The sequence below is a fragment of the Gordonia sp. 852002-10350_SCH5691597 genome, from assembly GCF_001665715.1.
Taxonomy (GTDB): domain Bacteria; phylum Actinomycetota; class Actinomycetes; order Mycobacteriales; family Mycobacteriaceae; genus Gordonia; species Gordonia sputi.
The window spans coordinates 1-26,824 of the sequence record NZ_LZMO01000202.1 but is presented as its reverse complement, the minus strand read 5'-3'; the positions used below and the strand labels follow the sequence as shown (position 1 = coordinate 26,824).

Annotated in this window: 23 protein-coding genes; 6 read left to right on the top strand and 17 right to left on the bottom strand. The window is 64.6% G+C overall.

The features are described 5' to 3' along the window. Nucleotides 1–267 precede the first annotated feature (267 nt). The 13 genes from A5777_RS14555 to rplJ all read right to left on the bottom strand — a co-directional run bounded on the left by A5777_RS14555 (nucleotide 268) and on the right by rplJ (nucleotide 13,945). Nucleotides 268–1,431, bottom strand: coding sequence for a hypothetical protein (locus A5777_RS14555; protein WP_064863209.1), 1,164 nt, complete (start codon nucleotides 1,429–1,431; stop codon nucleotides 268–270). Then, entirely contained in the window at nucleotides 1,431–2,087 is a 657-nt protein-coding gene (locus A5777_RS14550) for a hypothetical protein (RefSeq protein WP_064863208.1), read from the bottom strand. Before A5777_RS14550 ends, A5777_RS14555 begins: the two co-directional genes overlap by 1 nt. Nucleotides 2,088–2,168: 81 nt before the next feature. Further along, nucleotides 2,169–3,446: an MCE family protein gene (locus A5777_RS14545; RefSeq protein WP_064863207.1), complete on the bottom strand. Its 1,278-nt coding sequence runs from the start codon at nucleotides 3,444–3,446 to the stop codon at nucleotides 2,169–2,171. Beyond that, nucleotides 3,447–4,781, bottom strand: a complete 1,335-nt coding sequence (locus A5777_RS14540) for an MCE family protein (protein ID WP_064863206.1) — start codon at nucleotides 4,779–4,781, stop codon at nucleotides 3,447–3,449. Next, nucleotides 4,781–6,097, bottom strand: a complete 1,317-nt coding sequence (locus A5777_RS14535) for an MCE family protein (protein WP_064863205.1) — start codon at nucleotides 6,095–6,097, stop codon at nucleotides 4,781–4,783. Before A5777_RS14535 ends, A5777_RS14540 begins: the two co-directional genes overlap by 1 nt. Further along, a complete protein-coding gene (locus tag A5777_RS14530) occupies nucleotides 6,094–7,149 on the bottom strand; it encodes an MCE family protein (RefSeq protein ID WP_064863204.1) in 1,056 nt (351 codons plus the stop codon). Before A5777_RS14530 ends, A5777_RS14535 begins: the two co-directional genes overlap by 4 nt. A gap of 2 nt (nucleotides 7,150–7,151) precedes the next feature. Beyond that, on the bottom strand, nucleotides 7,152–8,231 hold the full coding sequence (locus A5777_RS14525) for an MCE family protein (RefSeq protein WP_064863203.1): 1,080 nt from the start codon (nucleotides 8,229–8,231) through the stop codon (nucleotides 7,152–7,154). After that, nucleotides 8,228–9,565 carry an MCE family protein gene (locus A5777_RS14520; protein WP_064863202.1) on the bottom strand — a complete coding sequence of 446 codons (1,338 nt, stop codon included), beginning with the start codon at nucleotides 9,563–9,565 and terminating at the stop codon, nucleotides 8,228–8,230. The genes A5777_RS14525 and A5777_RS14520 overlap by 4 nt, the downstream gene beginning before the upstream one ends. A gap of 3 nt (nucleotides 9,566–9,568) precedes the next feature. Continuing rightward, the gene (locus tag A5777_RS14515) at nucleotides 9,569–10,441 is read right to left on the bottom strand and encodes an MlaE family ABC transporter permease (protein WP_005209184.1); all 873 of its coding nucleotides are present in this window, start codon (nucleotides 10,439–10,441) and stop codon (nucleotides 9,569–9,571) included. A gap of 2 nt (nucleotides 10,442–10,443) precedes the next feature. Beyond that, nucleotides 10,444–11,250 carry an MlaE family ABC transporter permease gene (locus tag A5777_RS14510; protein WP_005209182.1) on the bottom strand — a complete coding sequence of 269 codons (807 nt, stop codon included), beginning with the start codon at nucleotides 11,248–11,250 and terminating at the stop codon, nucleotides 10,444–10,446. Nucleotides 11,251–11,252: 2 nt separating this feature from the next. After that, nucleotides 11,253–12,527, bottom strand: coding sequence for an ABC transporter ATP-binding protein (locus A5777_RS14505; RefSeq protein WP_064863201.1), 1,275 nt, complete (start codon nucleotides 12,525–12,527; stop codon nucleotides 11,253–11,255). A gap of 405 nt (nucleotides 12,528–12,932) precedes the next feature. Beyond that, nucleotides 12,933–13,322 carry a 50S ribosomal protein L7/L12 gene (gene rplL, locus A5777_RS14500; RefSeq protein ID WP_039857022.1) on the bottom strand — a complete coding sequence of 130 codons (390 nt, stop codon included), beginning with the start codon at nucleotides 13,320–13,322 and terminating at the stop codon, nucleotides 12,933–12,935. Nucleotides 13,323–13,420: 98 nt separating this feature from the next. After that, the gene (gene rplJ, locus A5777_RS14495; protein ID WP_049698686.1) at nucleotides 13,421–13,945 is read right to left on the bottom strand and encodes a 50S ribosomal protein L10; all 525 of its coding nucleotides are present in this window, start codon (nucleotides 13,943–13,945) and stop codon (nucleotides 13,421–13,423) included. A 295-nt stretch (nucleotides 13,946–14,240) separates the two neighbouring features. Between rplJ and A5777_RS14490 the strand changes: the two genes are divergently transcribed. Both A5777_RS14490 and A5777_RS14485 read left to right on the top strand, forming a co-directional pair. Then, nucleotides 14,241–15,464, top strand: a complete 1,224-nt coding sequence (locus A5777_RS14490; RefSeq protein WP_064863200.1) for a glycoside hydrolase family 76 protein — start codon at nucleotides 14,241–14,243, stop codon at nucleotides 15,462–15,464. A 253-nt stretch (nucleotides 15,465–15,717) separates the two neighbouring features. Further along, the gene (locus tag A5777_RS14485) at nucleotides 15,718–17,760 is read left to right on the top strand and encodes a CocE/NonD family hydrolase (protein WP_064863199.1); all 2,043 of its coding nucleotides are present in this window, start codon (nucleotides 15,718–15,720) and stop codon (nucleotides 17,758–17,760) included. Between the two features lie 18 nt (nucleotides 17,761–17,778). On the opposite strand, the gene A5777_RS14480 is transcribed toward A5777_RS14485, so the two are convergent. Then, the gene (locus A5777_RS14480; protein ID WP_064863198.1) at nucleotides 17,779–18,279 is read right to left on the bottom strand and encodes a TIGR04338 family metallohydrolase; all 501 of its coding nucleotides are present in this window, start codon (nucleotides 18,277–18,279) and stop codon (nucleotides 17,779–17,781) included. Nucleotides 18,280–18,334: 55 nt separating this feature from the next. Here A5777_RS14480 and A5777_RS14475 point away from each other — a divergent pair, with 55 nt between their 5' ends. Then, nucleotides 18,335–18,835 (top strand): hypothetical protein, encoded by a 501-nt coding sequence (locus A5777_RS14475; protein ID WP_231895073.1) that lies wholly within the window; start codon nucleotides 18,335–18,337, stop codon nucleotides 18,833–18,835. Between the two features lie 10 nt (nucleotides 18,836–18,845). On the opposite strand, the gene A5777_RS14470 is transcribed toward A5777_RS14475, so the two are convergent. Together A5777_RS14470 and A5777_RS14465 are read right to left on the bottom strand one after the other, a co-directional pair. Continuing rightward, entirely contained in the window at nucleotides 18,846–19,682 is an 837-nt protein-coding gene (locus tag A5777_RS14470) for a DUF2786 domain-containing protein (RefSeq protein ID WP_064863197.1), read from the bottom strand. A 196-nt stretch (nucleotides 19,683–19,878) separates the two neighbouring features. Then, a complete protein-coding gene (locus tag A5777_RS14465; protein WP_064863210.1) occupies nucleotides 19,879–20,835 on the bottom strand; it encodes an L-lactate dehydrogenase in 957 nt (318 codons plus the stop codon). Nucleotides 20,836–21,099: 264 nt separating this feature from the next. On the opposite strand from A5777_RS14465, the gene A5777_RS14460 reads away from it, so the two are divergent. Next, complete coding sequence (locus tag A5777_RS14460) at nucleotides 21,100–22,671, top strand: amino acid permease (RefSeq protein ID WP_064863196.1); 1,572 nt, start codon at nucleotides 21,100–21,102, stop codon at nucleotides 22,669–22,671. A gap of 119 nt (nucleotides 22,672–22,790) precedes the next feature. Further along, nucleotides 22,791–25,370, top strand: coding sequence for a sigma factor-like helix-turn-helix DNA-binding protein (locus tag A5777_RS14455; RefSeq protein ID WP_064863195.1), 2,580 nt, complete (start codon nucleotides 22,791–22,793; stop codon nucleotides 25,368–25,370). 110 nt (nucleotides 25,371–25,480) lie between these two features. Here A5777_RS14455 and A5777_RS14450 read toward each other — a convergent pair whose 3' ends face one another. Then, complete coding sequence (locus A5777_RS14450; RefSeq protein WP_064863194.1) at nucleotides 25,481–25,852, bottom strand: PLDc N-terminal domain-containing protein; 372 nt, start codon at nucleotides 25,850–25,852, stop codon at nucleotides 25,481–25,483. Nucleotides 25,853–26,011: 159 nt separating this feature from the next. Between A5777_RS14450 and A5777_RS14445 the strand changes: the two genes are divergently transcribed. Continuing rightward, on the top strand, nucleotides 26,012–26,824 hold an 813-nt coding region (locus A5777_RS14445; RefSeq protein WP_231895072.1), incomplete at its 3' end, for an alpha/beta hydrolase.

Genomic DNA, 26,824 nt, shown 5'->3' with positions numbered 1-26,824 from the left:
GTTGCCCAAGGTCGCAGATATCTGATTTTTTTTGCGCGGCTCGTGGCTTCGTCTTTTGCACGGCTCGTGGCTGCGCCCTGTGCCCCGTTCTTCCTCCTCATCGCATCGTCGCTTCGCTCCTCGCTCTTCGTCGTGCAGAACGGGGCGGCGCATCCACGAGCCGACGCTGCCGCATCGTCGCTTCGCTCCTCGCTCTTCGTCGTGCAGAACGGGGCGGCGCAGCCACGAGCCGTGCAAAAGACGAAGCCACGAGCCGCGCAAAAAAAATCAGATATCTGCGACCTTGGCGATCAGCCACGAGTCGCCCTGCTTCTCCATGTTCACTTGGTAGCGCGGGGTGAGGCTCTGCGTCGGTACGCCGTTCTGGGTGCCGGACAGGACCATGTTGACCACGATGACGGCTCGTGAATCGTCGCCGCTGCCGGTGAGTTCACGAACGCCGATCGCGTCGATCTGGCAGTCGGTGGTGGCTTTGGCCTGCTCCATGACCTGTTTGAGCGGCGCGACCTGCTTGTTGAACTGTGCAAGCGCTTCCCCGGTCAGGCCGGCTCTCGCCTTGTTCGACCATTCGTCGAACTTCGTTCCGTTCGCGGAGTTGGCCGTGCAGACCTTGGTTTGTGCCTGTGACACCAGCTCGGTGGTGGCGGCCTGGTCGACGAATGCCTTGTTGGGGCCGATCGTCGCGCCCGGGTGCAGCGCCAGCACGATTGCGGCGATCACCAGGACGCCGGTGATGACTCCGAGGACCGTCAGCGTGCGACGGCTCAGCCTCAGAAGCGATGTCGGCGACCCGACCCGACGCTTCTTCGAATCCTGATCCGACGACGCCTCTGTCGTCGAAGTCTTCGACGAGGTGTTGGGTTTGATGGTCGACACGCGTGCGACACGTCGAGTCTTTGCGGTCGGCCGGGCCTCCGCGGCACCCGCGTCGGACTTCGTGAGCGATAGGCCACCGCCCGCGGTGGTCTCGGCGGCGTCGGTGCTGTCAGCGGCCTCGGTGGAGTCGGCCTCGGTGGAGTCGGCGACGGGTTCTGCAGTGTCGGCGGCCTCGGCGACGGGTTCTGCGGTCCCCTCGACGCTGTCCTGAGTGCCTTCGAGGCTGTCCTCGGCACCGTCGGCAGTGACAGCCGCGTCAGCGGTGCCCTGCCCGGCGCCGTCAGCACTCTCGGCGCTGCTGTCGGCACTCTCGGCGGAAACGTCCTTGACCGGCGAGCTTTCTGTGGCCTCAGGAGTCCCCGCGGTCGCAGAGCTCTCCGTGGTCGCAGGGCTCTCCGTGGTCTCAGGGCTCTCCGTGATCTCAGGACTCTCGGTCGTTTCGGGCGTCTGCGGCTCGCCGGCGGCCGAGGTACGGCCACGGCCTGCGACGCGCGGCCGGTAGGCGGAGGGTCGACGGGACGGGCCGTTACCCGACTTGCGCGGTGGACGTACCATCAGTTCCCCCCTCCCTGTTGCTCACTGGGTTGCTGGCCGGACTGCTGACTCCCAGAGCCGGACTGTCCCGGGTCATCGACGCTGATCCCATCGAGCGGAGAGATGTTCGACGCCTTCCAGGTGCCGTCCGTCTTGGTCATGCTGACCGAGAAGCCCATCGTCTGGGTGACGCCCGCCTCGTTCTCGCGCTTGGCCGTGGCGTCGACGTAGATCAGCACCTTGGCAGTGCCTGCGTCGGCATTGACCTCAGTCGGGGCTGAGCGCTTGAGCCGCGACGTCAGCGTCGCAGCCTGTGGCCCGGCCTGCGTGATCTGCTGATTGAGCGTCGTCACGTCCTGCGCCGTGATCTGCTCCTTGGCCTTGCCGGTCAACGAGCTGTCGACGCGACGCTTCCAGTCGGCGGTGTTCTTGGGGTCGACGGTCGTGACGTTGATGATCGCCTGCTCGGCACCCGACACCGCCTCATCGCGCGCGGTCTGGATCGGCTTCTCGACGAAGTACACCTCGTAGGCGCGGTAGCCGAAGAAGGCAACGCACGCTGCGGCGATAAGCACCGCGACGATAGCGAGCACACCGACGAGCGGGTGACTACGCCACGTGCTGTCGTTGGCATTCGTCGGCTCCGACGCCTTTGTCGGATCAGTCATGGTGGTCATCGCGCGTCACTGTATCGAGCACACCTGAGAGAGAGCCAATTCGATCGACGCACATCGTCGACGACGCGGCGCTCTCCCAGGTCAGCCACCGAATCCGTCGGTTCCGAACCCGCCCGGCTTGACCGGACGGACGCCCATCATTGCCGCCAGCTGCGTGGCCAACGGGGTCAGATTCAACTTGTCCGGATCCTTCTTCGGGGTCGAATCCCAGGGCTGGGTGATATTCGGGTTCGCGTACTCCACGCGCTTGGCGCTGCGCACACCGGTCGGATTTCCGAACGGGACGTCGCAGGAGGCCTGCGTGTTGAACGGGAACTCGTCGTAGCGGATATCGAATTTCGGGTCCTTCTTACGGATCTGGTCGATCATGGCGTCGGTCGACTCATAGCCACGCGTACACGCCGCCGGGTTATTGGTCTCGAGCACGATGCCGAAGTGGATCTGTCCATCGCCGGGCGCAGGTGAATGGCTACCCGCCGACAGCGCCGACAGCATCGCGAACGTTCCGTTCGTCATGTAGCTGGCGGGCTGGATCGTGCGTGCAACCTCGGAGAGCTGACCGACGACCTTCCCGATGTCGCCGCCGTTCTTCTGGATGAGATTCGAGATCTGCGTCGCCGACGTCGTTCCGGTGGTGAGCAATCGCCTCAGGTCCGGGTCGGACGCCGCGAGCGTCGCGGTGACCAGGTCGAGGCTGCGCGACCACGCGAGGATCTGATCGGACTGCTCGGCTTGCGTCGCCAGCACGACGTTGGCGTTGTTGATCAGCGAGATCGTCTGGTCGAGATTGTCGACACCTGCGCGCGAGAGCTTGCCAAGTGAGTCGACGAGCCGCGTCAGGTTCTCGGACTGTCCGTTGAACGCCTTGCCGAGCTCGGTGATGACCGTGTGCAGGTCGTCGATCGGGATCGACTGTGTGAAGTCGATCGCCGACGACACGACGTCTTCGAGTGGCGGCGGAACCGACGACCGAGTGATCGTCGAGTTGTCGGCGAGGTAGGGCGAGCCCGTCGACTGCGGCTGCAGGTCGACATACTGCTCACCGATCGCCGAACGGTTCGCGACCACCGCGACCGAATCCGCCGGGATCTGTGGCGAGTTCGAGTCGATGACGAGTGCGACGTTCACTCCGGTCTTGGTCAGCTCGAGCTTGCCCACACGACCGACCGGGATGCCCATGTAGGTCACCTCGGCATTGGTGAAGATGCCGCCTGAATCTTTCAGCGACGCCGTCACCGTGTACGTGCCGATTCCGACCGTCTTGTCGAGTCGTGCGTACTTGGCGCCGACAAAGGCGATCGCGACCAGGCCGACGACCACGAACAAGATGAGCTGAATCTTCGCGAGTCTGCTGATCATCTATCCGACCCCCAGGAGTTTCAGCGGACCATCGATGAACCTCTGGTCACTCGACGCCGGCGCCGGGAAGTTGGCGGGTTTGGCCGCCGACGCTCCACTGCCGCGCGGGACCGTCGCCGATGCCGGATAGCGGCCACCCGACGGTGGTGTGTTCGGACCCGGTGTCGCATTGGCGGCAGGCGGCAACAACGTGATGGTCGGCCATCCGTAGCGCGGGCCGTTTCCGTTGATGTACGGGTTGCTCTGATTCACCGGAACGTCGTGGCGCTGCGGGGGCGAGTACTTCGGCGTCCCCTGACCGACGCCCAGCGCCTCGAGCTGATTCAGCAGACGCAGGTCGAGCGTCATGAACAGGTTCGTCGAATCGCCCTGCACCGCAGGCAACAACGAGTCCGGGAACGGGTGCGTCAGCATCAACGGTGCTGCGGTGATCAGGTCCGGCGCCGCCTTCGCGAGCTCGGTGAGCACGGGACGCAGCGCCTTCAGATCGGTGATCAACGCATCGTGCGATCGTCCGAGAACGTCGGTGCCGACCTGTCCGAGCTTGTCGAGCTTGGTCAGCAGGTCGACGAACTGCGGACGCTGCTCCTCGAGCACCGCCACACCTGCAGGCAGTTCCTTGAGGATGCGGTCGATCTGCGTCGTCTGCGCAGCGGCCCTGTCCGACAACCTGTCGAGGCCGTCGATCGCCGCGAGAATCGAGTCGCGCTGGCGATTGAGACCTGCCACGAGTGAACTGGCGTTGCCGATCAGGTCGTGCACCTTGTCGGCACGACCGTCGAGCGCCTTGTTGAGCTCGGTCACGATCGGTTCGAGCTGGTTGATCCCACCACCGTTGAGCAGCATCGACAGCGCACCGAGTACCTGCTCGATATCGGTTGCGGTACGCGTGCGATCCAGCGGGATCGCCGTCGACTGGTCCTGGCGTGGCAACGAGGCACTGTTCGCAGGCTCTGTCAGCGCGACGAACTTCTCGCCGAGCAGTGACGTCTGCTGCACTGCTGCACCAGCCTGATCGGACAGATCGATGTCGTTCTTCACCTTGACGGTGACCAGCGCGAACCACTCGTTCTTCGGGATCTCGACACTGGTCACACGTCCGACGGGGATGCCGTCACGCTTGACCACCGACTGCGGAACCAGATCGAGAATGTTCGAGAACTGGATCTTGTAGGTGCGCGGGTTGTCGCCGACGTCGACGCCGCCGGGCAGCGGAATCGACTGGATTCCATTCGACCCGCAACCTGCGACCGTCAGCATCGCGGTCAGGACCACCACCGCGGCGATGACCCCACGCCACGCGCGCGGAACGAACCGACTGAGATGCCGAGTCATCAGTTACCTCCCGACCGTGGTGTGGCCGACGGCTTCGCCGATGCCGGCGTCTTGGTCGCCGGGCCCGGGTTCGCCTGCGGGTCGGGTGTCCCGGGAACAGTTCCCGGGACCGGGTACTTCTGCAGCTTGTTGTTGCTCATGATGCCGAACGGCAACACCGGCAGGATCGGGGTGAGCACGTTGTTGGTGATCTGCTTACCGATCGTCTTGCACTGGTTGATGAACGGCTTGAGCGTGTCGCTGAACTGATCTGCCGCGGGATTACCCGGAAGCAGCGCACCGAGGTCGAGGAACTGGCAGGTCGCCTGTGTCGGGTCCTGCAGGTCAGGCAGCGTCAGTCGCATGGCGATCGTGCCCGACTCCGCGTCGTACGCGTTGATCAGGTTGTTGATCGTCAGCGGCAGCACGGTCAGCGTCTCCTTGAGACTCTGTTGAGTGTTGACGAGCGCCTGGGTCGTCGGCTTGAGATCGTTGACGGTCTGGCCGATCTGCTCGCGATTGTCAGCGACGAACGTCGCGACGTCGCCGAGTGCGATCGACAGTTTGTTCAGCGCGGCCGACAGTTGCTGACGCTCCCCCGCGAGGAACGTGTTGAACGACGCCATCTGGTTGTTGAACTGGCGCACCTGGGAGTCGTTCTCCTTCAACGCTCCGACGAACACGTCGAGATTGTTGACGGTGTCGACGATGTTGCCGCGCGAGTCCGACAGGGTCGTCGTCGCCTTGGACAGATTCTCGATGGCATCGCCGAGCTTGGCGCCGTTGCCCTCGAGGTTCTGCGCGCCGACCGCGACGAGGTCGCTGACCGCGCCGTCCTTGTTGGCACCGTTGGGACCCAACGCCTTCGACAGCTTTTCGACGCTCTCGTAGATCTTGTCGACCTCGACGGGAACCATCGTCTGCTTCTCGGTCAGCGTGATGTTTCGCGGCGCCTTCGGGCCACCCGAATAGGCGGGTGTCAGCTGCACGTAACGGTCGGCGACCACTGACGGGATCACCTGAACCGCACGCACATCGGCGGGGAGGTCGACGCCGCGGTTGACGGTCATCGTCACCTTGACGGTCTGGCCGTCGGGGGTGACCGAGTCGACCTTGCCGACGGGCACGCCGAGAACCCGGACGTCGGAACCCTTGTAGATACCGACGGTCCGCGCGAACGTCGCGTTGATCTTGGTGGTCCCCATCGAGCTGAAGACCCACCACAGCGCGCCGGCGACAATCAGCGCGAGAATCAACCCGAGCACGATGATCACGATGTGGCGTGGGGTGAACCAACGTCCGGGACCGGAGGTCTTGGACAGATCCGGGGTGGTCATCCGGTTGCCTCCGTTCCACCGTTGTTCTGGTTCGCCTGCTTGTTGGGCAGGCGCGTCGTGTTCTGCTGCGGCAGTGCAGGCGGCAGGAGGTTGGTCACCACGGACTCGAACCACCGACCGTTGCCGAGCACGTTCGCATAGAGCCGATAGAACGGCGCCATGTACGTGATCGTGTCCTGAAGGTTCTTGTTCTGCTCCTTGAGCAGATCGTTGACGCCCTTCAGCGAGTCGAGCGCCGGGCCGATCTGAGCCTCGTTGTCCCGAACGATCCCGCTCAGCGAATCACTCAGTGCCGTCGTCGTTTTCAGCAACGCCGAGATGTTCTTCTGGCGGTTGTTGAGCTCGTCGAGCAACTGGCCTGCACCCGCGATCAGCTTCACGAACTCCTGGTTGCGGTCAGCGAGAATCTTCGACGTGCTCTTGGTCGCTTCGAGAAGCTTCTGCACCTCTTGGTCGCGGCTGGCGATCGTCTGCGACAGACGCGTGACGCCCTCGAGCGCAGGTCCGACATCGCCCGACGTTCCGGAGAACGTGTCGGAGATCGCCTTCATCGACGTCGCGAGCTGATCGGTGTTCAAGGTCTCGACCGAGTCTGCGGCGTCGGAGAACGCCTCGATCACGTCGTAGGGCGACACCGTATCGGTGAGCGCGACACTCGGGTCGGCGATCTTGCTACCACGGGGATTGAGCGACAGATACTTCTGCCCCAGCACCGTCTTGATCTGGATCGACGCCTGCGTCTGATCGCCGATCCACGTGTTGGTCACGCGGAACTTCACGTCGACGCGGTTGCCGTCGAGCGCGACGTCGCTGACCTCACCGACCTTCACGCCCGCGACGCGCACCTCGGCGCCCTTGCGCAGCCCGGCGGCCTCGGTGAACTTGGCCGTGTACTGGGCACCCGCACCGACGAGCGGCAACGAGGTCAGGTAGAACGCCGACACCGCCATCATGAGCAGGATCAGGATACCGATCGCACCGATACTGACGGGGCTGCGATGCCCACCGAATCGCTTGTGCCCCGGCTTCTTCTGGGCTGTTCCGTCTGCCATGCTCACCCCCCTGGCTGGTTGTCTTTCCAGCAACGGCTTGCCGCGCTGGTGTAAAGGACGTGGTTGATGTACGGAAGCGGGACGAGCGGCTGCGTCAGCAGCGTCGACTTGCCGTTTCCTGCGACGACGTCGATTCCGCACAGATAGAACTGGAACCAGGAACCGAATGTCGCCGCACGGCCGATCTTCTGGAGCTTGATCGGCAGGTTGGTCAGGATCTGCGCGACGTCGTCGCGACGCTTGTTGACCTGGTCGGCCACCTGCTTGAGGCCGGCGATGTCGCCCTGGATGGACGGCCGCGTCGACGTGAGGATCGACGCCGTGACCGCTGTCAGGTTGGAGACCGACGTGATCGCCGAACCGACCGAACCGCGTTGTGCGGCAAGGCCCGTCACCAACTGCTCGGTGTTGTCGAGGAGCGCGGTGAACTGCTCGTCGTTCCGGTTGACCGTGTCGAGGACCTTGGTCAGGTTGGTGATCAGGTCGCCGATCACGGCGTCCTTGTCGGCGATCGAGTTGGTCAGATCGGCGGTATCGCTGATCAGACTCGACACGTTGCTCGACTCACCCTGGAAGACCTTGATGATCTCGTCGGAGAGCTTGTTCACGTCTTCGGGCTGAAGCTGGCGGAACAGCGGCTTGAAGCCGTTGAACAGCTGCGTCAGGTTGACCGCGGGATGCGTGTTGTTCTCGTTCGGGTTCGCACCGAAGGTGTGGCCGGGGTTCACGGTCTGCGACGCATCGCCCGCACCCTTCTCGACCGAGAGGTAACGCAGACCCGTGAGGTTGCGGTACTTGATGTAGATCTGCGCACCCTCGGGCAGCTGGCGGTCGACGTTGAACGAGACCTGCGCCCGGTTCTTGTCGTAGACCTCGACGTTGCTGACCTGACCCACACGCACACCGGCTATGCGCACGTCGTCGCCCTTGTTGAGCATCGACGCGTCGGTGAACACGGCCTTGTAGTCGTTGTCTGCCCCACCACCGATGTTGGCGATGGTCAGCGCGAGCAACGCAGTCGCGACCACGGTGACCACCGCGAAGACGATCAGTTTGGTCAACGGCCCCACAATGGACTTCATTTGATGTGCACCTGCGCTCCCTGCAGTGGCGCAGCACCGATCATGGTGGTCCAGGTGGGCACGTCGTCGGGTTCGGTCCCGCTGGCCGCGCCGTAGATCACCTTCAGCTGCGCCCGGTAGGTCGGATCGTCGAACGAGTTCTCGCGGATTGTCCCGACAGGCGTCTTCGTGAACTGCGGTTGCGGCAGCTTCTGGACGGTCGTCGGGCCGGGGTTGCGTGACGGCGGCTGGTACGAGCCGTCGGCGAGGCTACCGCCGGGGTACTGCGGGAACGGGCGGCCGTTGGTCGGCGGGTCGTAGCAGACAGCCGGGGCATCCTGGTCGAAGAACCTTGGCTCGTCCTGGTTGGGCAGATAGCGACCGCGCGGATTGACGAACTGCAGATTCACGCGCACACCGGGGTTCTTGGTGCCCTTTCCGACGATCTTCTCCGATTCCGGGATCAGCGTCGCGAAGTTGTGGAAGGCGCAGACGAACGTCGGCGACTGCTTGGCGAGTCCGGTCAGGAACGGCTCCGAGTCGGTGACGAGATCGACGAGGTTGTTGCCGTTCTGCTGCAACCAGTTGGTCGTGTCGGTCGACGCGGTCCCGAGCGTTGCGATCAACGTCCGCAGATCGCCCTGACGGTCGACGATCGTCTTGTTGGTCGTGCGGAAGTTGTCGAGTGCGTCGATGACGTCGGGCAACGCCGTCGAGTAGGTCTTCGAGAACGACGCGAGGCCCTGCAACGTGCCCTCGAGCGAATTGAGATTCTTCGGTGTCGACAGGCGACCGAAGATGGTGTTGAGCTCTTCGAGCGTCGTACCGATCTGCTCACCGCGACCCGAAAGCGCCTGCGACAACGCGGTCAGGGTCACGTTGAGGTCCTGCGGCGGGATCGCGTCGAGGACGGGCAGCAGACGGTCGAGGAGATCCTGGACCTCTTTCGCGTTGCCGCTCGTGTCGGTCTGGATCGTCGCGCCGTTAGCCAGCGTCGGACCCGACGCCTGCTCGGGCACCTGAAGTGCGACGTAGCGCTCGCCGAACAGCGTTTTGGGCAGGATGCGTGCGGTGGTGTCGGCAGGCAGTTGCGCGGCCATCTCGGGCTTGAGGCCGAGCGTCACGTTGACCGTGCCATTGCCTGCGGGTTCGACGTCGCGCACCTCGCCGACGAGAACGCCGCGCGCTTTCACGTCAGCATTCGACGGTAGCGCATTACCCACCGAGTCGGTCTTCAGCGTGACGTCGGTGAACGTCGTGAAGTCCTTGTTGAATTTCATGATCGTGAGCGTGAAGAACAGTGCGACCACGATGAAGAACACCAGTCCCAGCAACCGGCGACGAATCACTGTCATCGCCTAGCCCCCCACTCTCACAGTCGTCGTCGTCCCCCAGATGGCGAGGCCGAGAAAGAAGTCGAGCACGGCGATCAGGACCAATGCCGCTCGAACAGCGTGTCCGACGGCCACGCCGACACCCGCGGGGCCACCACTTGCGTAGTAGCCGTAATAGCAGTGCACGAGAATGATCACGAACGCAAAGACAAGCACCTTACCGAAAGACCACAGCACGTCTTCCGGTGGTAGGAACAGGTTGAAGTAGTGGTCGTACGAGCCGCCGGACTGTCCGTTGAAGACAGTCGTCACCACTCTGGAGGCGAAATACGCCGACAACAGTCCGAGCACGTAGAGCGGGATGACCGCGATGAAGCCTGCGATCACGCGCGTCGACACCAGGAACGGGATCGACGGCACGGCCATCGACTCCAGCGCGTCGATCTCCTCCGAGATGCGCATGGCTCCGAGCTGGGCGGTGAAACCGCAACCGACCGTCGCCGACAACGCGAGACCCGCGACGAGTGGCGCGACCTCTCGGGTGTTGACGTACGCCGACAAGAAGCCGGTGAGCACCTGCGAGCCGATCTGGTCGAGTGCGGCGTAGCCCTGCAGACCGACCACGACGCCGGTGAACCCCGACATCAACACCATCACGCCGACGGTGCCGCCGATCACGGCGAGACCGCCGGAACCGAACGCCACTTCGGCGAGAATGCGCAGGACCTCGCGCGTGTAATGGACCAGCGTGCGCGGAATCCAGGCGAGCGTGCGTCCGTAGAAGGACATCTGCTCGCCCGCACCGTCGAGCAACTTCAGTGGTTTGCCGAGCTGTTTGCGCGCCTCGTACATGTAGTACTCGGGGCGGCTCTTGGCGATAGTCACTCCACCGGCCATGGTCAGCTCCCCTTCGGCGGGACGATCTGCAGGTAGACCGCAGTGATGATCAGGTTGGCCAGAAACAGCAGCAGGAAGGTGATGACGACGCTCTGGTTGACCGCATCACCGACGCCCTTGGGGCCGCCCTTCGGGGTGAGTCCCTTGTACGACGCGACGACGCCCGCGATCACACCGAAGATGGCAGCTTTGAGAAGTGAGATCCAGAGGTCGGGAAGCTGGGCAAGCGCGCCGAATGACGCCAGGTATGCACCCGGCGTTCCGCCCTGGACGACCACGTTGAAGAAGTAGCCACCCCCGATACCGACGACGGCGACCAGACCGTTGAGCAGGATCGCGACCAGCACCATTGCGAGCACACGAGGTACGACGAGGCGCTGGATGGGATTGATGCCCAGCACCTCCATCGCGTCGATCTCTTCGCGAATGGTCCGCGATCCGAGGTCGGCGGCGACGGCCGAGCCCGCGGCGCCCGCGATCAACAGCGACGTGACCAGCGGCGAGCCCTGCTGGATGACGACCAGCACCGACGCGGCGCCGGTATACGACTCCGCTCCGAGCTGCTTGATCAGCGAACCAGTCTGCAAAGACACGATGGCGCCGAACGGGATCGCGATGAGCGCAGTCGGCAGGATCGTCACGCTTGCGATGAACCATGCCTGCTGGATGAACTCGCGCCACTGGAATGGGCGCACGAAAGTCTGGCGTGCTACATCGACGAAAAGCTGGACGATATTGCCTGTCTGGGCGAGTGCACCTTCACCGGCCCGCGCGATTCTGTCGACGCCACGCGTGGTGGCATTCGTCATACCTATGAGCCCCCGCCGTAGTGACGCCCACCCTCGGGACGTTCCGACTCGATCTGCTGAGTCTTCGCTTCCTCCGGCACAGCCCACTGCTGGGTCTGCGCATCGTCACCGGCGTAATCGTTACCGGCGTAGTCGTTTCCGTACCCACCCTGATTGCGGTCACCGTGATCGATGACGTCGGTGGAGGTGTCGACCATGACGTTCTCGCTGCCTGCCTGGAGGCCACCCTCGGTGTCGGACCATTCGACGCCCTGGGTGGTTGCGGCGTGGGCGCGGGATTCCTCGCGGATCTGGTCTTCCTGCTGCATCGACTCACGGATCGCGCGCTGCGCGTTCTCCGGCAACGACGGCAACAACTCCAACACCCGCTCACGATGCCGAGCGACCGCTTTACGCTCAGGCATCCCCGGATTCGGCTGCACCTGCGGAATGATCTCCGAGAAATCATCCTTCGTACCGCCACCACCAATGCCGGCGGCCTGCATAGCCTCTTCCTGCTTCTGCACCGCCTCGTCCTTCTCCTCCGACATACCGATCGGACCAAACCGATCACCGGAGAGGAACTGCTTGACCACCGGCTGCTCCGAAGTCAACAACTGCTCACGCGGCCCGAACATCACCAACTCCTTCCGGAACAACATGCCGATGTTGTCCGGAATCGTGCGGGCGATGTTGATGTTGTGCGTCACGATCAAGATCGTCGCGTCGATCTGCGCATTGATGTCGATCAGCAACTGTGAGATATAGGCAGTACGCACCGGATCGAGACCCGAGTCCGGCTCATCACACAAAATGATCTGCGGATCGAGCACCAACGCCCGCGCCAACCCGGCACGCTTACGCATACCACCGGAAATCTCACCCGGCAGCTTGTCTTCGGCACCGGCCAAACCGACCAGATCGATCTTCTCCATCACGATCCGCCGGACATCATCTTCCTTCTTCTTCGTGTGCTCACGAAGCGGAAACGCGATGTTGTCGTACAAACTCATCGACCCGAACAGAGCGCCATCCTGGAACAACACCCCGAACAACTTGCGGATCTCATAGAGCTCCTTGGCCGAACACTGCGTGATATCAGTGCCGTCGATCACCACCGAACCCTGCTCAGGATGCAACAGACCGATCAGCGTCTTCAAAAACACCGACTTGCCGGTACCCGACGGTCCCAGCAGCGCAGACACCTCACCCGACGGCAAGGTCAACGTCACATCACGCCAGATGTTCTGAGAACCAAAAGACTTGGTGAGCCCCTCGACGCTGACCTCAACACCCACTACATCCTCCAAGAAACTCGGGTCCCGAAGCGTGGCAGCCAAGGCAAGACATCGGACATAGGCGGCACGAACGCAGGCGGACTCAACTGTGGTTGGGGTCACTCTAGCGGACTGCTCCCCCGTATCCACACCGCCTCTCGGCGGTTCTCAGGTTTGACCAATTACCGGCCGGTAACCTGACTGCCCAAGAGAGTATCCCATGCCACCGACATAACAAAAGTAGGTTGGCGGTCACATTGTGCGGCAACTGTGGGCTACCCGCGGACAGCAACGAGCCCGGGACAGCACAGCTGTCCCGGGCTCGTGTGAAGAGCGTGGCTGAAAGCCTTCGGAGACCGTCTTACTTGACGGAAGTCGACACGCAAGCGCGCTCCGCCAACCTCCGCAGGCTCCGGTTGCCTCCGCTTACTTGACGGAAACCTTGGCGCCGGCCTCTTCGAGCTTGGTCTTGGCAGCCTCAGCGGCCTCCTTGTCGACCTTCTCCAGGATCGGCTTGGGAGCACCCTCGACGAGGTCCTTCGCCTCCTTCAGGCCGAGGCCGGAAACGACCTCACGCACGACCTTGATGACCTGGATCTTCTTGTCGCCGGCACCCTCGAGGATGACGTCGAACTCGTCCTGCTCGGCAGCAGCGTCGGCGCCGGCAGCAGCCGGTGCGCCTGCAGCGGCAACAGCGACCGGTGCGGCCGCGGTGACCTCGAAGACCTCTTCGAACTTCTTCACGAAATCGCTGAGCTCCAGCAGGGTCAGTTCCTTGAACTGATCGATGAGCTCGTCAGCGGTGAGCTTCGCCATGGTGGCGTCCTTCCTGTAAGTCCCCACGCGGGGCATCTTGTCTTGTCAATCCCCGCGCGGGGGAATGCTTGTGTGCTGGCGGATGAGTACCGAGGTACTTATTCGCCTGCGGATTCCTTCTTCTCCTGCAGGGCGGCAGCGAGTCGTGCCACCTGCGACGCCGGCTGATTGAACAGTCCGGCGGCTTTTGCCAAGTTGCCCTTCATGGCACCGGCGAGCTTGGCCAGCAAGACCTCACGGGTCTCAAGGTCGGCGATCGTTTCGATCTCGGCAACGGACAGCGGCTTGCCATCCATGTACCCGCCCTTGATGACCAGAGCCTTGTTGTCCTTGGCGAAGTTCTTGATCGCCTTCGCGGCCACCACCGGCTCACCTTCGATGAAGGCAATCGCGGTCGGGCCGGAGAACAGCTCGTCGAGTCCCTCAACGCCCGCCTCAGCAGCGGCACGCTTCACCAGGGTGTTCTTGGCGACGGAGTAGGTTGCGCCCTCGCCGAGGGAACGTCGCAGATCGGTGATCTGGGTGACGGACAATCCACGGTATTCCGTGACGACCGTCGCCGTTGAGCCCTTGAACTGCTCGGCGATCTCAGCGACTGCTGCGATCTTTTCGGACTTGGCCATACTTCGCCTCCTTCCTCATCACTCGAGTTGGTCAGAGTTCGGACCAGATACCCGCAAGGAGGGGCGAAACAAATAAACGCCCCGGCACGCAGATGGCACGGGGCGTAGTTTCTCGGCGAGGCGCTCCAGGGCGCCCACCACTATTCCTCGTTCTCCCTGCGTGGGCCGCCGACCTCGCGCCTTGCGACGCTGCAGTCGTCCTTCGATCGGAATCGCTCCCGATGACCGACGGTCTCTGGTTGAACCGATACGACGTACACGTGCACGTCACACCGAAGTAATAGGCTACCCGACCATGGGGAATGCATCCAAATCGCCCGCCGGCGCCGTCTCGGATCCCAACGACCGCGCCGCAATCGCGGCCGACTCGATCCTCGGTAGGCATCTTCGACATGCGTGGTGGGTGCCCGGCACACGCATCGCAACGGTCGCATGGCCGCCGAGTCGCCTCCCGCTCGACGTTCTGCGTAGTCGCTTCGGATTCTGGCACTACTGGTGGCACGCCCATCTACTCGACCTCATCGTCGACGCCGCCATCCACCGCCCCGTCGACGACGCACCCTACGACCCCGACCTCGCCGACCTCGCCAACCGCCTCCTGCGCGGCATCCGGCTGCGCAACCTCGGACGGTGGACCAACAACTACTACGACGACATGGCGTGGCTAGGGCTTGCGATCGAGCGCGCCGACCGTCACCTCGACCTCCACCATCCGAAGGCACTGCGCGTCTTGAGCAAGCGCATGTACGACGCCTGGGAGCCTGAACGTGGCGGCGGCATCCCGTGGCGCACCATCGACACCTTCTTCAATGCCCCCGCCAACGGACCCGCGACCATTCTGCTCGCGCGGACGGGGCAGGCCGGGACCCAGCCCGGCAGCCATGCGAAGCGCGCATTGGAGATGTGTGACTGGATGAACGCAACACTCGTCGACCCCGATTCCCACCTCGTCATCGACGGCGTCAAGCCGCGCGACGGCGGGTTCGAGCGCGTCACCGCGATCTACACGTATTGCCAGGGAGTCGTCTTGGGCTCGGAGGTCGAGGCCGCGCGGCTCACCCGCGATCCCGTACACCTCGCCCGGATCGACCGTCTGCTCACAGCGGTCGAAAGCCACGAGTGCCCCGACGGGGTGATCCGTGGTGCGGGCGGCGGCGACGGCGGACTGTTCATGGGCGTTCTCGCCCGCTATCTGGCGCTCGTCGCGACCGATCTGCCCGCCGATCTCCCCGGTGCCGATGAGCTTCGTCGTCGGAGCGCGGCGCTCGTCCTCACCAGCGCCGACGCCGCCTGGCAGACGCGCACCGAGGTCGACGACGCCGTGGTGTTCAGCGCCGACTGGCACCAGCCCGCCGCGAGGCCCACCCGCGGCGGCGGGGACGCCGCATTCGTGGCGGGAGCGGTCAACTCGTCTGCGGTTCCCGAGCGAGATCTCTCGGTTCAGCTCTCGGGATGGATGGTTCAAGAAGCCGCCGCCGCGGTGGATCTCGGACTATCCGAACAGAATGTTCAGGATTGATACAACCCTGACCTGCGCCTTTGTCTACGAGGGCCAAATTGACGCCCCCTAGTTAGCGTTCCGAGACCACACATGGGCTAGTGTCGGTGTCCGGAGTGAGATGGACCACAACCGGGTGGGGTTGGGGCCATGCGCCACAACGCGGTTCAGCTTCTCCAACCGACACGATGAAGTGACGGCATCGGCGACAGCACGCCCACCGGTCGAACCGGCTGACGCAGGTGCAGTGACCTCAAAGGCAGGCTGATGCACCATGGCGTTTCAGTTGGGACCGACAGAATCCGACCGCGGTCGGGTTGAGCCACTTCCGCTCGACCCGGTTCCTCAGCGTCGATCCACGTCCGATGCGCCCGTGTTCGGAACCCTCCCCCTCGGCGATCCCACCGGCGGCGCCAGTGCGATGCGTTGGCGCGAGCAGGTCGACGGCCCGCAGGTCTACCCACGCGTCTCGATCGACCGCGATGTCACTCTGACGATGAGCGACGGCGTCGAGTTGCGGGCGACAATCGTCCGGCCCGCCACACGCTTCGGCGACGTGGTCACGACGCCCTACCCGGCGATCATCAACATCAACCCGTACAACCGCGCGGCGATCGACTTCATCGACACCACGATGCACGCCCCCGTCATCGGAGGTGCCGTGCGTGCGGCAGCACGATCGGTCGACGCGACGGGCACACCTCTCGAGGGGCTGACCACCCTGACCCAGGTACTCGCCGGCGGCGTGATCGACGTCTTCGGCATCAATCGAAACCTGGTGCGCAGCGGTTACGCCCAGATCATCGTCGACGTTCGCGGCACCGGCGCCAGCCACGGCAAGTGGGAGATCCTCGGCCCACGTGAACAGCAGGATTCCGTCGAGATCATCGACTGGGTCTCCGAGCAGGAGTGGTGCAACGGCAAGGTCGGACTCGCGGGATGGTCGTACTCGGCCATCAACTCGCTACAGGCAGCCGACAAGCGTCCGCCCCAGCTCGGCGCCGTGTTCGCGGTCGAGGGTTGCGACGACATCGTGCGCGACATCTACATCACCGGCGGCATGCCCTCGGCGTTCATCCCGGCGTGGTTGTCCGTGGTCAACATCCTGAAGTGGGTACCGAATCCGTCGACTCTGCTGCGAGATGTTGTGCGCGGCAAGCACTTCCGCTACCTTCGCGACCGTGTCGCATCTCCGGCAACCGAGATCCCGTCGCTGCTCTGGGGTTTTCTCACCGCCCGCGACGACCGCATCTTCGACGACCCGTACTTCGACGCCCGCGATCCGCAGATCGATCAGATCGAGGCGCCGACGCTCACCGTCGGGGCATGGCACGACCTCTTCGGCCGCAGTGCCACAGGCATTTACGAGCGTCTCAACCTCGAACCGGGCCGCAAGCAGTTGATCGTCGGCGACGGCTATCACTTCGACGTCGGGTCCGGCTACGGCGGCAAGTTCGCGCCACCTCGTCTCGACGTCCTCGAGCGCGCCTGGTTCGACCGCTGGCTCAAGGGACACGCGAACGGCGTCGAGCACTACGGACCGGTGACACTGCGCCAGCAGGGTGGCACGTGGACCGCCGGCCAGTCGTTCCCGCGCCAGGGCGTCGCACCGCGTCGGCTCTATTTGTCGAGTGAATGTTCTTCCAGCGCAACACATTGCGTACACGACGGCAGCCTGCAATCCACACCGTGCACCGATTACACCTCGCTGCACGTCCGCGCGGACGTCCGCGGACTCGTCTCGCGCGACATGACACAGGTGACCGCGGGCGCGACGATGGCCTTGGGTAAATACTTCACCTCCGACGCCAGATTCCAAGAGCGCGGCGCACTCTCGTTCACCAGTGCTCCCGTCACCCAACAGACGCAGATCAGCGGTTCGATGAATCTGCGCCTCAACGTCGCCACCACAGCGCATGAGGCCATCTGGGCAGTCACCGTCAACGACGTCGCGCCGGATGGAACGTCGAAGGTGCTGACCAACGGCGCGCTCTCGGCGTCGAATCGGGCGCTCGATCCCAGCAAGTCGACCTACGCCTCGGACGGCAGTCTCGTTGGCGCGCACCACTTCTTGTCGCGCAAGCGCAAACTTCCGGTGCCACCCGACGCCCCGGTGCGCATCGACGTCGACCTCGTCCCGACCGATGCCGTCCTCGAACCCGGCCATCGACTACGCGTCGACGTATACGCGGCGAGTTTCCCGCGCTATCTGACCGTCGTGCCCGATCTGGTCAAGGCGCGCGGCCGCAGACAACGCCTGGTCCTCGACCCTGAGCACCCGAGCCACCTGACGTTCCTTGCAGGCGAAGGCTTCTGAGCCAGGTCGCCGGACCCCTCACAAACCCGAATCCGCGAACACCACGCGGTAGACGAACTCGGCCTCCGGGCCGAGGACCACTCCGACGAGCTCGGTCAGCGTCGTCGCAAACTCCCGACCATGCGCCGGCCCGTCCGAATCGTCAAGGTGATGCGCGATCTCGTGCAGCACGACCAGTTCGCGCAGCGCCCAGCGGCCCTCCGTGGAGTCGGGGATCGCGATCTCACGCTGATCCGAGTCCACGCGTCGTGCGTAGTGGGCCGAGCGATGTCCGCGGCGTGCCCGCACCGACACCGGCGTCGACGCGGCGTCGAAGCGCTGCTTCACCGACGGCATCGACAGCACACGACCGACGTAGTCGCGCACGGAGTCGACCGAGGCGAACTGGACCTCGACGGGCAGCGTGAGCTCCGTGCCCGCGAGCTGCACCGTGTGCGTACCGCCTGCACGCTCGAACATCCGGAACACCATGCGCTCGGCCTCGTAGAACCGTTCGCGCCGAGTGTCACGCGGCGGCATGACGCTCCCCGACCTGTCGCACCCCGATATGGCGCATGCCGCGGGCTGCCCCGCCATGACTAGGCTCGACGACGTCAGCATTTCGCACCTCGACACGCAGGGAGTCCACGCGATGACGCCGCGCTCGCACACCATCGGGAAGTCCGCCGCGACCGCGATCGTCGGCGCCGCGATCGTCGGGGTTGCGCTGACCGGCTGCAGTTCGTCGGCGGGTGAGGTCACAGCGGTATCGGCGCCCTCGACGTCGTACGTCGACAATCCCGTCGACCCCGCCCAACTCAACCAGGTACTCGACCGCATCGCCGCCACCGGACTGCCCGTCACCGGTCGTCACGACGCGACTGCCGCGCGATGTCCCGAAGCCGGGTGCAGCAGAGCTGTCGAATCCGACCAAGTTGTCCTCATGCAGTTCCCCACCTCCGGCCGTGCCCAGCTCTACGCGGGTGCACATCCGGGAGACTTTCAGGTCGTCGACCTCGTCATGACCTTTCCCGAGGGCACCGACGCCGCCCAGAACGCGCGCTACAAAGACGCCCTGCAGGGCGAGATGCGCTGAGCCGCACACCCTAACCCTCGAGTGCCCCACGGGGAGCGCCGAATTCGCGGTCGGCACCGATCTTTGCTCGACGCCCCGCGCGGTCGCCCGCTTTGCGCGCGCCCTCCGAGTACCCCGACGACGCGGTCGTCGGGCGCCAGGTGCCACGCGCCGTCGACTCGGTTTTGTAGAAGCTGGTGACCTCGAGTTCTTTGTCGCGCAACGCAAGTGCGGTCGACGTCGAGCCCGCGGGAAGTTCGCGGGAGTTGTCACGCTCCACCGCCTCCGCCCGTGCGGCATCGCGTGCCTCGGTCAGCCGCACGCCGATCCGCTCGGCGAACGCCGACTGGAAGTTCAACCGCGCCGTGATCGGGGCGAGCGGCTTACGTTCGACGACTCTCCGCGACCGCCAACCCGTCCCCTTGCGCACCACCCGCGCCGACGTCTCGCCCCGGTAGTCGCCCGAGCGCAGGTAGGCGTCGCTCGCCGCGACCATCTGGATCAGCAGCGACGTGTAGAGCGCCTCACACGTGTCGATGTCGGCCTCGTATCCGTACGCCAGCACGAACGTGTTGTTGCCCGCGACGTCGACGGTCACGTCGTTGGCACGCGCGATCGCGACGAAAAGCTGCACGTACGTGCGCAATCCACGTTTTCCGGTTTCGCCGATCGCGACCTGTCTGGTGATCGGCGTCGTCTTGCGTCTGGCCGCGGGGTCGTGGGCACGGGCGACCGCAAGATCGATCGAGGCCGACGTCGCCAACCGTTGCGCGGCCTGCATGAACGTCTCGGCCTCGTGCTCGTTGTCGGTGTTCTCGGCCTGCCGCAGCAACCCCGCGATCCGGGTGAGGAGTTTGTCGTCGCGCATACAGATCAGACTAGATCGATGGCCGTTTGGTTCCACTCCACGGAGGATTTGTCGAATCTGTTGACTTTCCCAGGCGAGTGGGCGGGTGAGCACACCGAGATTCGACGAGTTGATCCATCCGAGCACCCGACTGCCCATTCGACGCCCGAGCCAAACCCTGACCTCGCGCGCGCCGGAGAGCGCCGCTACAGCCCGGCTACAGCCCGAACTTGTCCTGCATCTCCCGCAGCGTCTCGGCGGACTTCATCAGTCCCTCGCGCTCGGCGTCGGACATCTTGATCTCGAGTCGGCTGCCCGCACCGTTGCGGTCGACGAGCGTCGGCAGTGACAGGCACACGTCGTCGAGTCCCTCGTACCCGCCCGTGACAGTCGAGATCGGCAGCACGCGGTGTTCGTCGTTGAGCACCGCTTCGACGATGCGCGTCGTCGCGAGCCCGATGGCGTAGTTGGTCGCGCCCTTGCCCTCGATGATCTTGTAGGCCGCGTGCACCACCTCGTGCTGGATGCGTTCGCGCGCCGGCGCGTCGATGGCCTGGCCGCCCGGCAGGGGCTTCCACTCCAGCAGCGGTACGCCACCGATCGACGCCGAACTCCACAGCGGGATCTCCGAGTCGCCGTGCTCGCCGACGATGTAGCCGTGCACGTTCTGCACCGCGACGCCGACGTGCTGCGCGATGAGGAACCGCAGGCGCGACGAGTCGAGCACCGTGCCCGAACCGAACAGCTGATTGCTGGGCAACCCGCTGTACTTCAGCGCCGCATAGGTCACGATGTCGACGGGGTTGGTGACCATGATGTAGACCGCGTTGGGTGCGACCTTGATGACACCGGGCAGGATGTTCTTGGTCAGATTGATTGTGGCTTCCGCCAATTCGAGCCGCGACTGCCCCGGCTTCTGTTTTGCCCCCGCGGTGAACACGACGACGTCGGCGTCTGCGCAGACCGACACGTCGTCGTCGCCGATGATATCGGCGCGTGGCACGAATTCGAGTCCGTGCGAGAGGTCGAGAACTTCCGCGGTCACCTTCGAGGTGTTGATGTCCATCAGCGCGATCGTGCGCGCCACACCGCGAATCAACGACGCATACGCGATCGCGGTACCCACAGCGCCTGCCCCGATGATGGCCAGCTTGCTCGGTCGGGCTTGTCTCACGTTCACCGCCTGTGTCTCGTGCTGCCCCGAAATCCTCGCCCCTGTGGTTGATTATCGTCGGCCGACGCCATGCCCGCAGCCCGATCGTCGATCATTTCACCCGACGTCCATACCGCAGTTTCGTAAGGGGAACGACCGTCACACTCATGAATTCGTCGCCATGTCCGTTTCTGGCATGCGAAATCACCACGAAGAGCTTATGTTCTGCTGGTCTGCGCATCGCAACGGCGCGTCGCACCATCACTTACCCGGGGGAGCACACCCATGCCAGAAGGCCATGACACCGTTGCCGAGGATCTTTCCGACGACGAGGCCCACCTCGCGAGACTCGGCTACACCCAGGAGCTGCACCGCTCGTGGTCTGGATTCTCCAACTTCGCGATCTCGTTCTCGATCATCTCGATCCTGTCGGGCTGTTTCACGTCGTTCGGGCTCGGATGGAACAACGGCGGACCGGCCGCGATCGCATGGGGCTGGCCGATCGTCTCGATCTTCATCCTGCTGATCGGCTTCTGCATGGCCGAACTCGTCTCGGCATACCCCACATCCGGCGGAATCTATTGGTGGGCAGCCAAACTCGGCGGCGCCAAGGCGGGCTTCTACACCGGGTGGCTCAACCTCATCGGCCTCATCGCCATCCTGGCATCGGTCGCGTACGGCGCGGCGACATTCCTCGACCTCACCATCGGCACGTTCAGCCAGTCGTGGCTCGACGGGTACAGCCTGACCAGAGTGTTCATCATCTTCCTGATCATCTTGGCGTGCTCAGCGCTGATCAACATATTCTCCGGTCACCTGCTCTCGATGCTCAACAACATCTCGGTCTGGTGGCACGTATTCGGTGCTGCCGCAGTCATTCTCATCCTGTTCCTGCTCCCCGATCAGCACGCATCCTTCTCCGACGTCTTCGCCAAGACCGTCAACAACAGCGGCATCTTCGACGGCAAGACGTCGGGCTTCGGCTTCATCCTCTTCGTGCTGCCCATCTCGGCGATCCTCACCCAGTACACAATCACCGGCTACGACGCTTCCGCCCACCTCTCCGAGGAGACCAAAGGCGCGGCCAACGCTGCGGCACAGGGCATTTGGCGCTCCATCGCCTACTCGGCCGTCGGTGGATGGATCCTGCTGCTCAGCTTCCTGTTCGCAGTCCAGGACGCAGATGGCGTCTCCAAGAGTGGCGGCGCGGTCGCGACGATCTTCACCCAGGCGCTCACCTCGAAGTGGGCAGGCGTCGTGCTGATCATCTCCACCGCGGGCCAGCTCTTCTGCACCGCCGCGTGCCAGACGAGTGCGTCGCGAATGATGTTCGCGTTCAGCCGCGACGGCGCTGTACCCGGCCACAAGCTCTGGTCCAAGGTCCGCTCGAATGGCATGCCCGCCAACGCCGTTGTCGCGACGGCCACCATCGCCGCGATCATCACCCTGCCCGCGCTGGTGTCGGTCGACATCAACGGCGCACCCGTACCCGTCGCCTTCTATGCCGTCGTCTCGATCGGCGTCGTCGGCTTGTACCTGTGCTTCGCGGTCCCGATCTACTACCGCTGGAAGGCGGGCGACTCGTTCGAGGCGGGCTCGTGGACGTTGGGCTCCAAGTACAAGTGGATCGCGCCACTCGCGCTGATCGAGATCGCACTGACCTCGCTCGTCGCGATGTTCCCGACCTCGCTCGGCGGCATGCCATGGGACGCGAGCTTCGAGTGGAAGTACGTCAACTACACCCCGCTGCTCGTCGGCGGTGCGCTGATCCTGCTCTACGTGTACTGGCACGTGTCGGTGAAGAAGTGGTTCACCGGACCGATCAAGCAGGTCGACGCCGAACCCGTCGACGCCTGACCTGGTCATCCCTCGCGCCTTCCCGTGCAACCCCGTTGCACGGGCAGTCGTGCGACTTCGGTGCACCGAACGTCGTACAACGTCGTACCGCCCGGCGCCCAGTGACCTACAGTCGCCGCATGGGCGACCGCTGGCCGTGGTCGACGCGGAGCGCGGAGACCGCACGAATCAGAACCGAACTGTTGACCCCGTCCGGTGACTTGTTGCTGCTCCGTGGACCGGCTGGGTGCGGAAAGACCCGACTGGCGCGTGAGGCCGTGGCGGGTCTGCCCCTGCCTGTGCACTGGATCTCTGGCACCGCCTCGAGTCCGCAGGTGCCGTTGAGCGCATTCGCCGCGTGGATCGACTACGAGGTGACCGACCCGCTGCGGCGGATCTCCGATCTGGTCGCCAGATTCTCCGCACATCCCAGGCAGATCCTCGTCATCGACGACATCGATCGCGTCGACGAGCAGTCGATGCTGGTGGTGCACCGACTACGCAGCAGACCATCGGTGACGATCCTCGCCGTTCTCCGCGACGGGGCACCGCCGACCACCTCCGTGACCGACCTGCTGCGCGAGGGCACCATCCCGGTGATGACCGTGCCGCCGCTGACCGTCGAGGAGACCGAGGAGTTTCTGCGGGTCGGATTGCGGGGTCGGGTATCGGCACCGTTGGCCGCACGTCTGTGGACCCTGACGCACGGAAATCCGCTGTATCTGATCGCGCTGTGTGAGGCCAACATCGAGCAGGGCGCCATCGTCCGACGCGGTGGCTTCTGGGTCATCGATTCCGAACTACGCGTGCCGGATTCGTTGTCGACCACCGTCGAGGCCCAGTTGAGTGGAGCCTCGGATTCTGTACTGGAGGTCGTCGACTCGGTCGCACTCGCCGAACCCCTTGCCATGTCGGTGCTCGAGCGATTGTGCTCGCTCGAGGACGTCGAAGCCGCAGAGTCGGCGGGCTACATAGTCGTCGACGACACCGAGCCGTTCGGCGGCGACCCGCACGTGCGGATCGGACATCCCCTGTACGCCGAGGTGAGGCTGGCGCGAGCGAGCGTGGCGCGACTCCGTCGACTGCGTGCGCGCCTGGCCGAGCGGATCACGGCCGATAACACCACCGACAGCACCGCATCGATCCGTCGAGCGCTACTCGCCGTCGACGCCGACATCGATCCCGCGACAAGGGATTCACTGATCCTCGACGGAGCGTCGGCAGCCCTTCACCAACTTAACCTGAAACTCGCGCGCGAGCTGAGCGCGAAGGCACTCGACGGTCCGATCGCGATTCCCGCAACCATCCAGCACGGGTATTCGCTCTCGGTCTCGGGTTGGGGTGACGCGGCCGAGGCGACACTGGCGCCGCTCGCCGACATCGACGACGCCGAAACGCGCGACACGGTCGCGTTCCTGCGTGCGGCCAACCGCTTCTGGGTTTTCGACGATGCCGCAGGGGCCCGTTCGATGGTCGATGACGATGGTGTGGGCGAACAGCCGAAGACAATGATCGACTTTCTCTGCGATGCGGTCTCGGGCAACCCCGGTCGTGCCCTGGAGCTCGATTCGTCCTTCCCCGCCATGGACTCCCTGCCGCCTCTGTTCGGCATGTTCGTGGGGTGGGGCAGAATTGCCGCGCTGGGTAGCCTCGGGCGGGTCCGGGACATGAACGACACCGCCAAGGCGTCGTACCAGATCGCCGACACGTTCCGCGCCGCGGCATACCACCGCGCCGAGGTCGGGTACATGCACGCATACTTCTGCGCGCTCACCGGCGATCTCGTCACTCTCGACATGATCGCCTCCGACGTCGCCACCGTCACCGAGGACATCGGAGGCATCGCGGTGTACTGGGCGTGGGGCATCCGCGGTCTCACCGCAGTGGCGCATGGCGATGCCCGCGACGCCGCACTCAGCCTCGACGCAACCCTCCGGGACATGCTGGCCTGCGGCGGCCCCGACTTCATGCGGTTGCCCTTCTACATCGAGCGCGGATACGCCGCGGCCCTCGCCGGCGATCTGGCGACACTGAGCGAATGCGTTGACCGTCTGCCCAACCCTCCTTGCGGCGCACTCGGTTACGGTCGCGACCGGATCGACCTCCTCGCCTGCTGGCGCTCTGCTCTCGAAGGAGCGGTCTCCGTCGCGATCACCGACGCCGTCGAGATCGGCCAGCGGGCACGCGAGGGCGGGCTACCCGCACCCGAACTATTCGCACTCCACACCGCGTTGCGCTGGGGCGACGCCAGCCACGCGCAGCGAATCGTCGAACTCGCAGCAGAGCTGTCCGACGTTCCGCGCGCGCAGGCCACCGCCGACCACGCTCTCGCCCTGGCGCAGCGTGATGGTGACGCGCTGTGCCGCGCCGCGGCGTCATATCGCAGTGTCGGTATGCTCGATGCCTCCGCCGACACCTACGCCCACGCGGCCGCCGCCTACGCCGCAGCCGACCGCAACGGCGCACGTCTGTCGGCCCTAGAACACCTCGGCGAACTGCGCGAACGCCTCGGACTGAACACACCGGCGATCATCGCCGCGACGTCTGACGCCCCGATGCCGACCCGACAGCAGGAGATCGTCACCCTCGCACGCCGCGGGATGTCCAACAAAGCGATCGCGGAACGGCTCTCGCTGTCCGTCCGCACGGTGGAGGGCCACATCTACCGCGCGGGTCAACGTCTGGGTGAGCCGATTCGACGACGCGACCACGAGGACTGACTCCGGCACCGACGTTCGGAATCACTCCCGACACCGGACCGATCGAGCAGGTCGACGCCGAACCCGTCGACGCCTGACCCGCACGCCCGAGGGCCGAGCTCGGCAACCGATCACGACGCGGCGTCGCCGTCCTGGCGGCGTCGCGCCTGCTCGCGCGCGATACGTCGTTGCTCCTCCGCGCGCGCACGCACCGCGGCGAGAAACTCGCGATCGGCCTCGGGGTCTTCGGGGATGTAGCGACCCGGACGGTCGTATTCCGGGAACTCCGCGGCGACCGAACCCGGTGCAGCAGCGCGCGGACGATCATCGGCGGTCGGACGTCCGAACGCCAGCCACAGTAGCGCGCCGATGAGGGGCAGCAGGACAACGAGGAGAATCCAGACCAGCTTCGGCATTCCGCGCACGAGTGCGTCGTCGGTGTTGATGATGTCGATCAGGGCTATGACCAAGATCGCCACGTAGATCAATCCGAGATACGGCATGTACCGGCTCCTGAGTTCGTCCGAGTGGATTCTTCGCAAAAGAAAACAACCGGTTGATTCTGGCATACCTGACACGTGCCCGCCAGGAGAAATCGAGGTCTAACCTCGATAACCGACCGCACCCACGCCGCGCACGCGGCCCGTCGGAAGAGGACAGCGTTGTCACTTCACGAAATCGAGTTCACGTCGGCCAACGGTCGCGACACCATCTTCGGTTGGGTTTATGAGCCCGCCACCAAGACGCGCGGCATCATCCACATCGTCCACGGACTCGGTGAGCACTCGCGCCGCTACCTTCGACTGATCACCAAGCTGCTCGACGCCGGGTTCGTCGTCGTCGCCGACGACCACGCCGGACACGGCAAGACGGCCATGACCTCGGGAGTCTGGGCCGACGCCGGAGACGACGCCGACCAGGTCGTCGTGGCTGATGAACGTATCCTGCGCGACAAGGTGCGTGAGCTCTACCCCAACCTGCCCTACGTCGTCTTCGGACACTCGTGGGGTTCGATGATCGCGCGCGGTCTCGTGTCCGACGACAGCGACTGGCTCGAGGGACTCATCCTCTGCGGCATCGCGGCCCAGATCCACGGCATCGACGAGGTCCTCGACCGCGACGCCCTCGCCGCGGAGTCCGACCCGACGTCGACGTCGACGCAGACCTACGCGGGGCAGATGTTCGACGGCTTCACCGCGCGCTACGGCCCCGACGCCTTCCCCACGGCATGGGTGGCGCGCGATCCCGGGGTCGTCCGCGACCACGCCCGCGAGGATGAGGACGGGGAGGTCGGAGCGGACTGTCGGATACCAGGTGTCGGCGTTGACGGCGTCGTAGAGGTCGACGAAGCCGCGGATGAATCGCACGGACATGGGTGCGCCGAAATTGTTGAAGGGGTCGCGGGCGTGGTCGCGGACGACCCCGGGATCGCGCGCCACCCATGCCGTGGGGAAGGCGTCGGGGCCGTAGCGCGC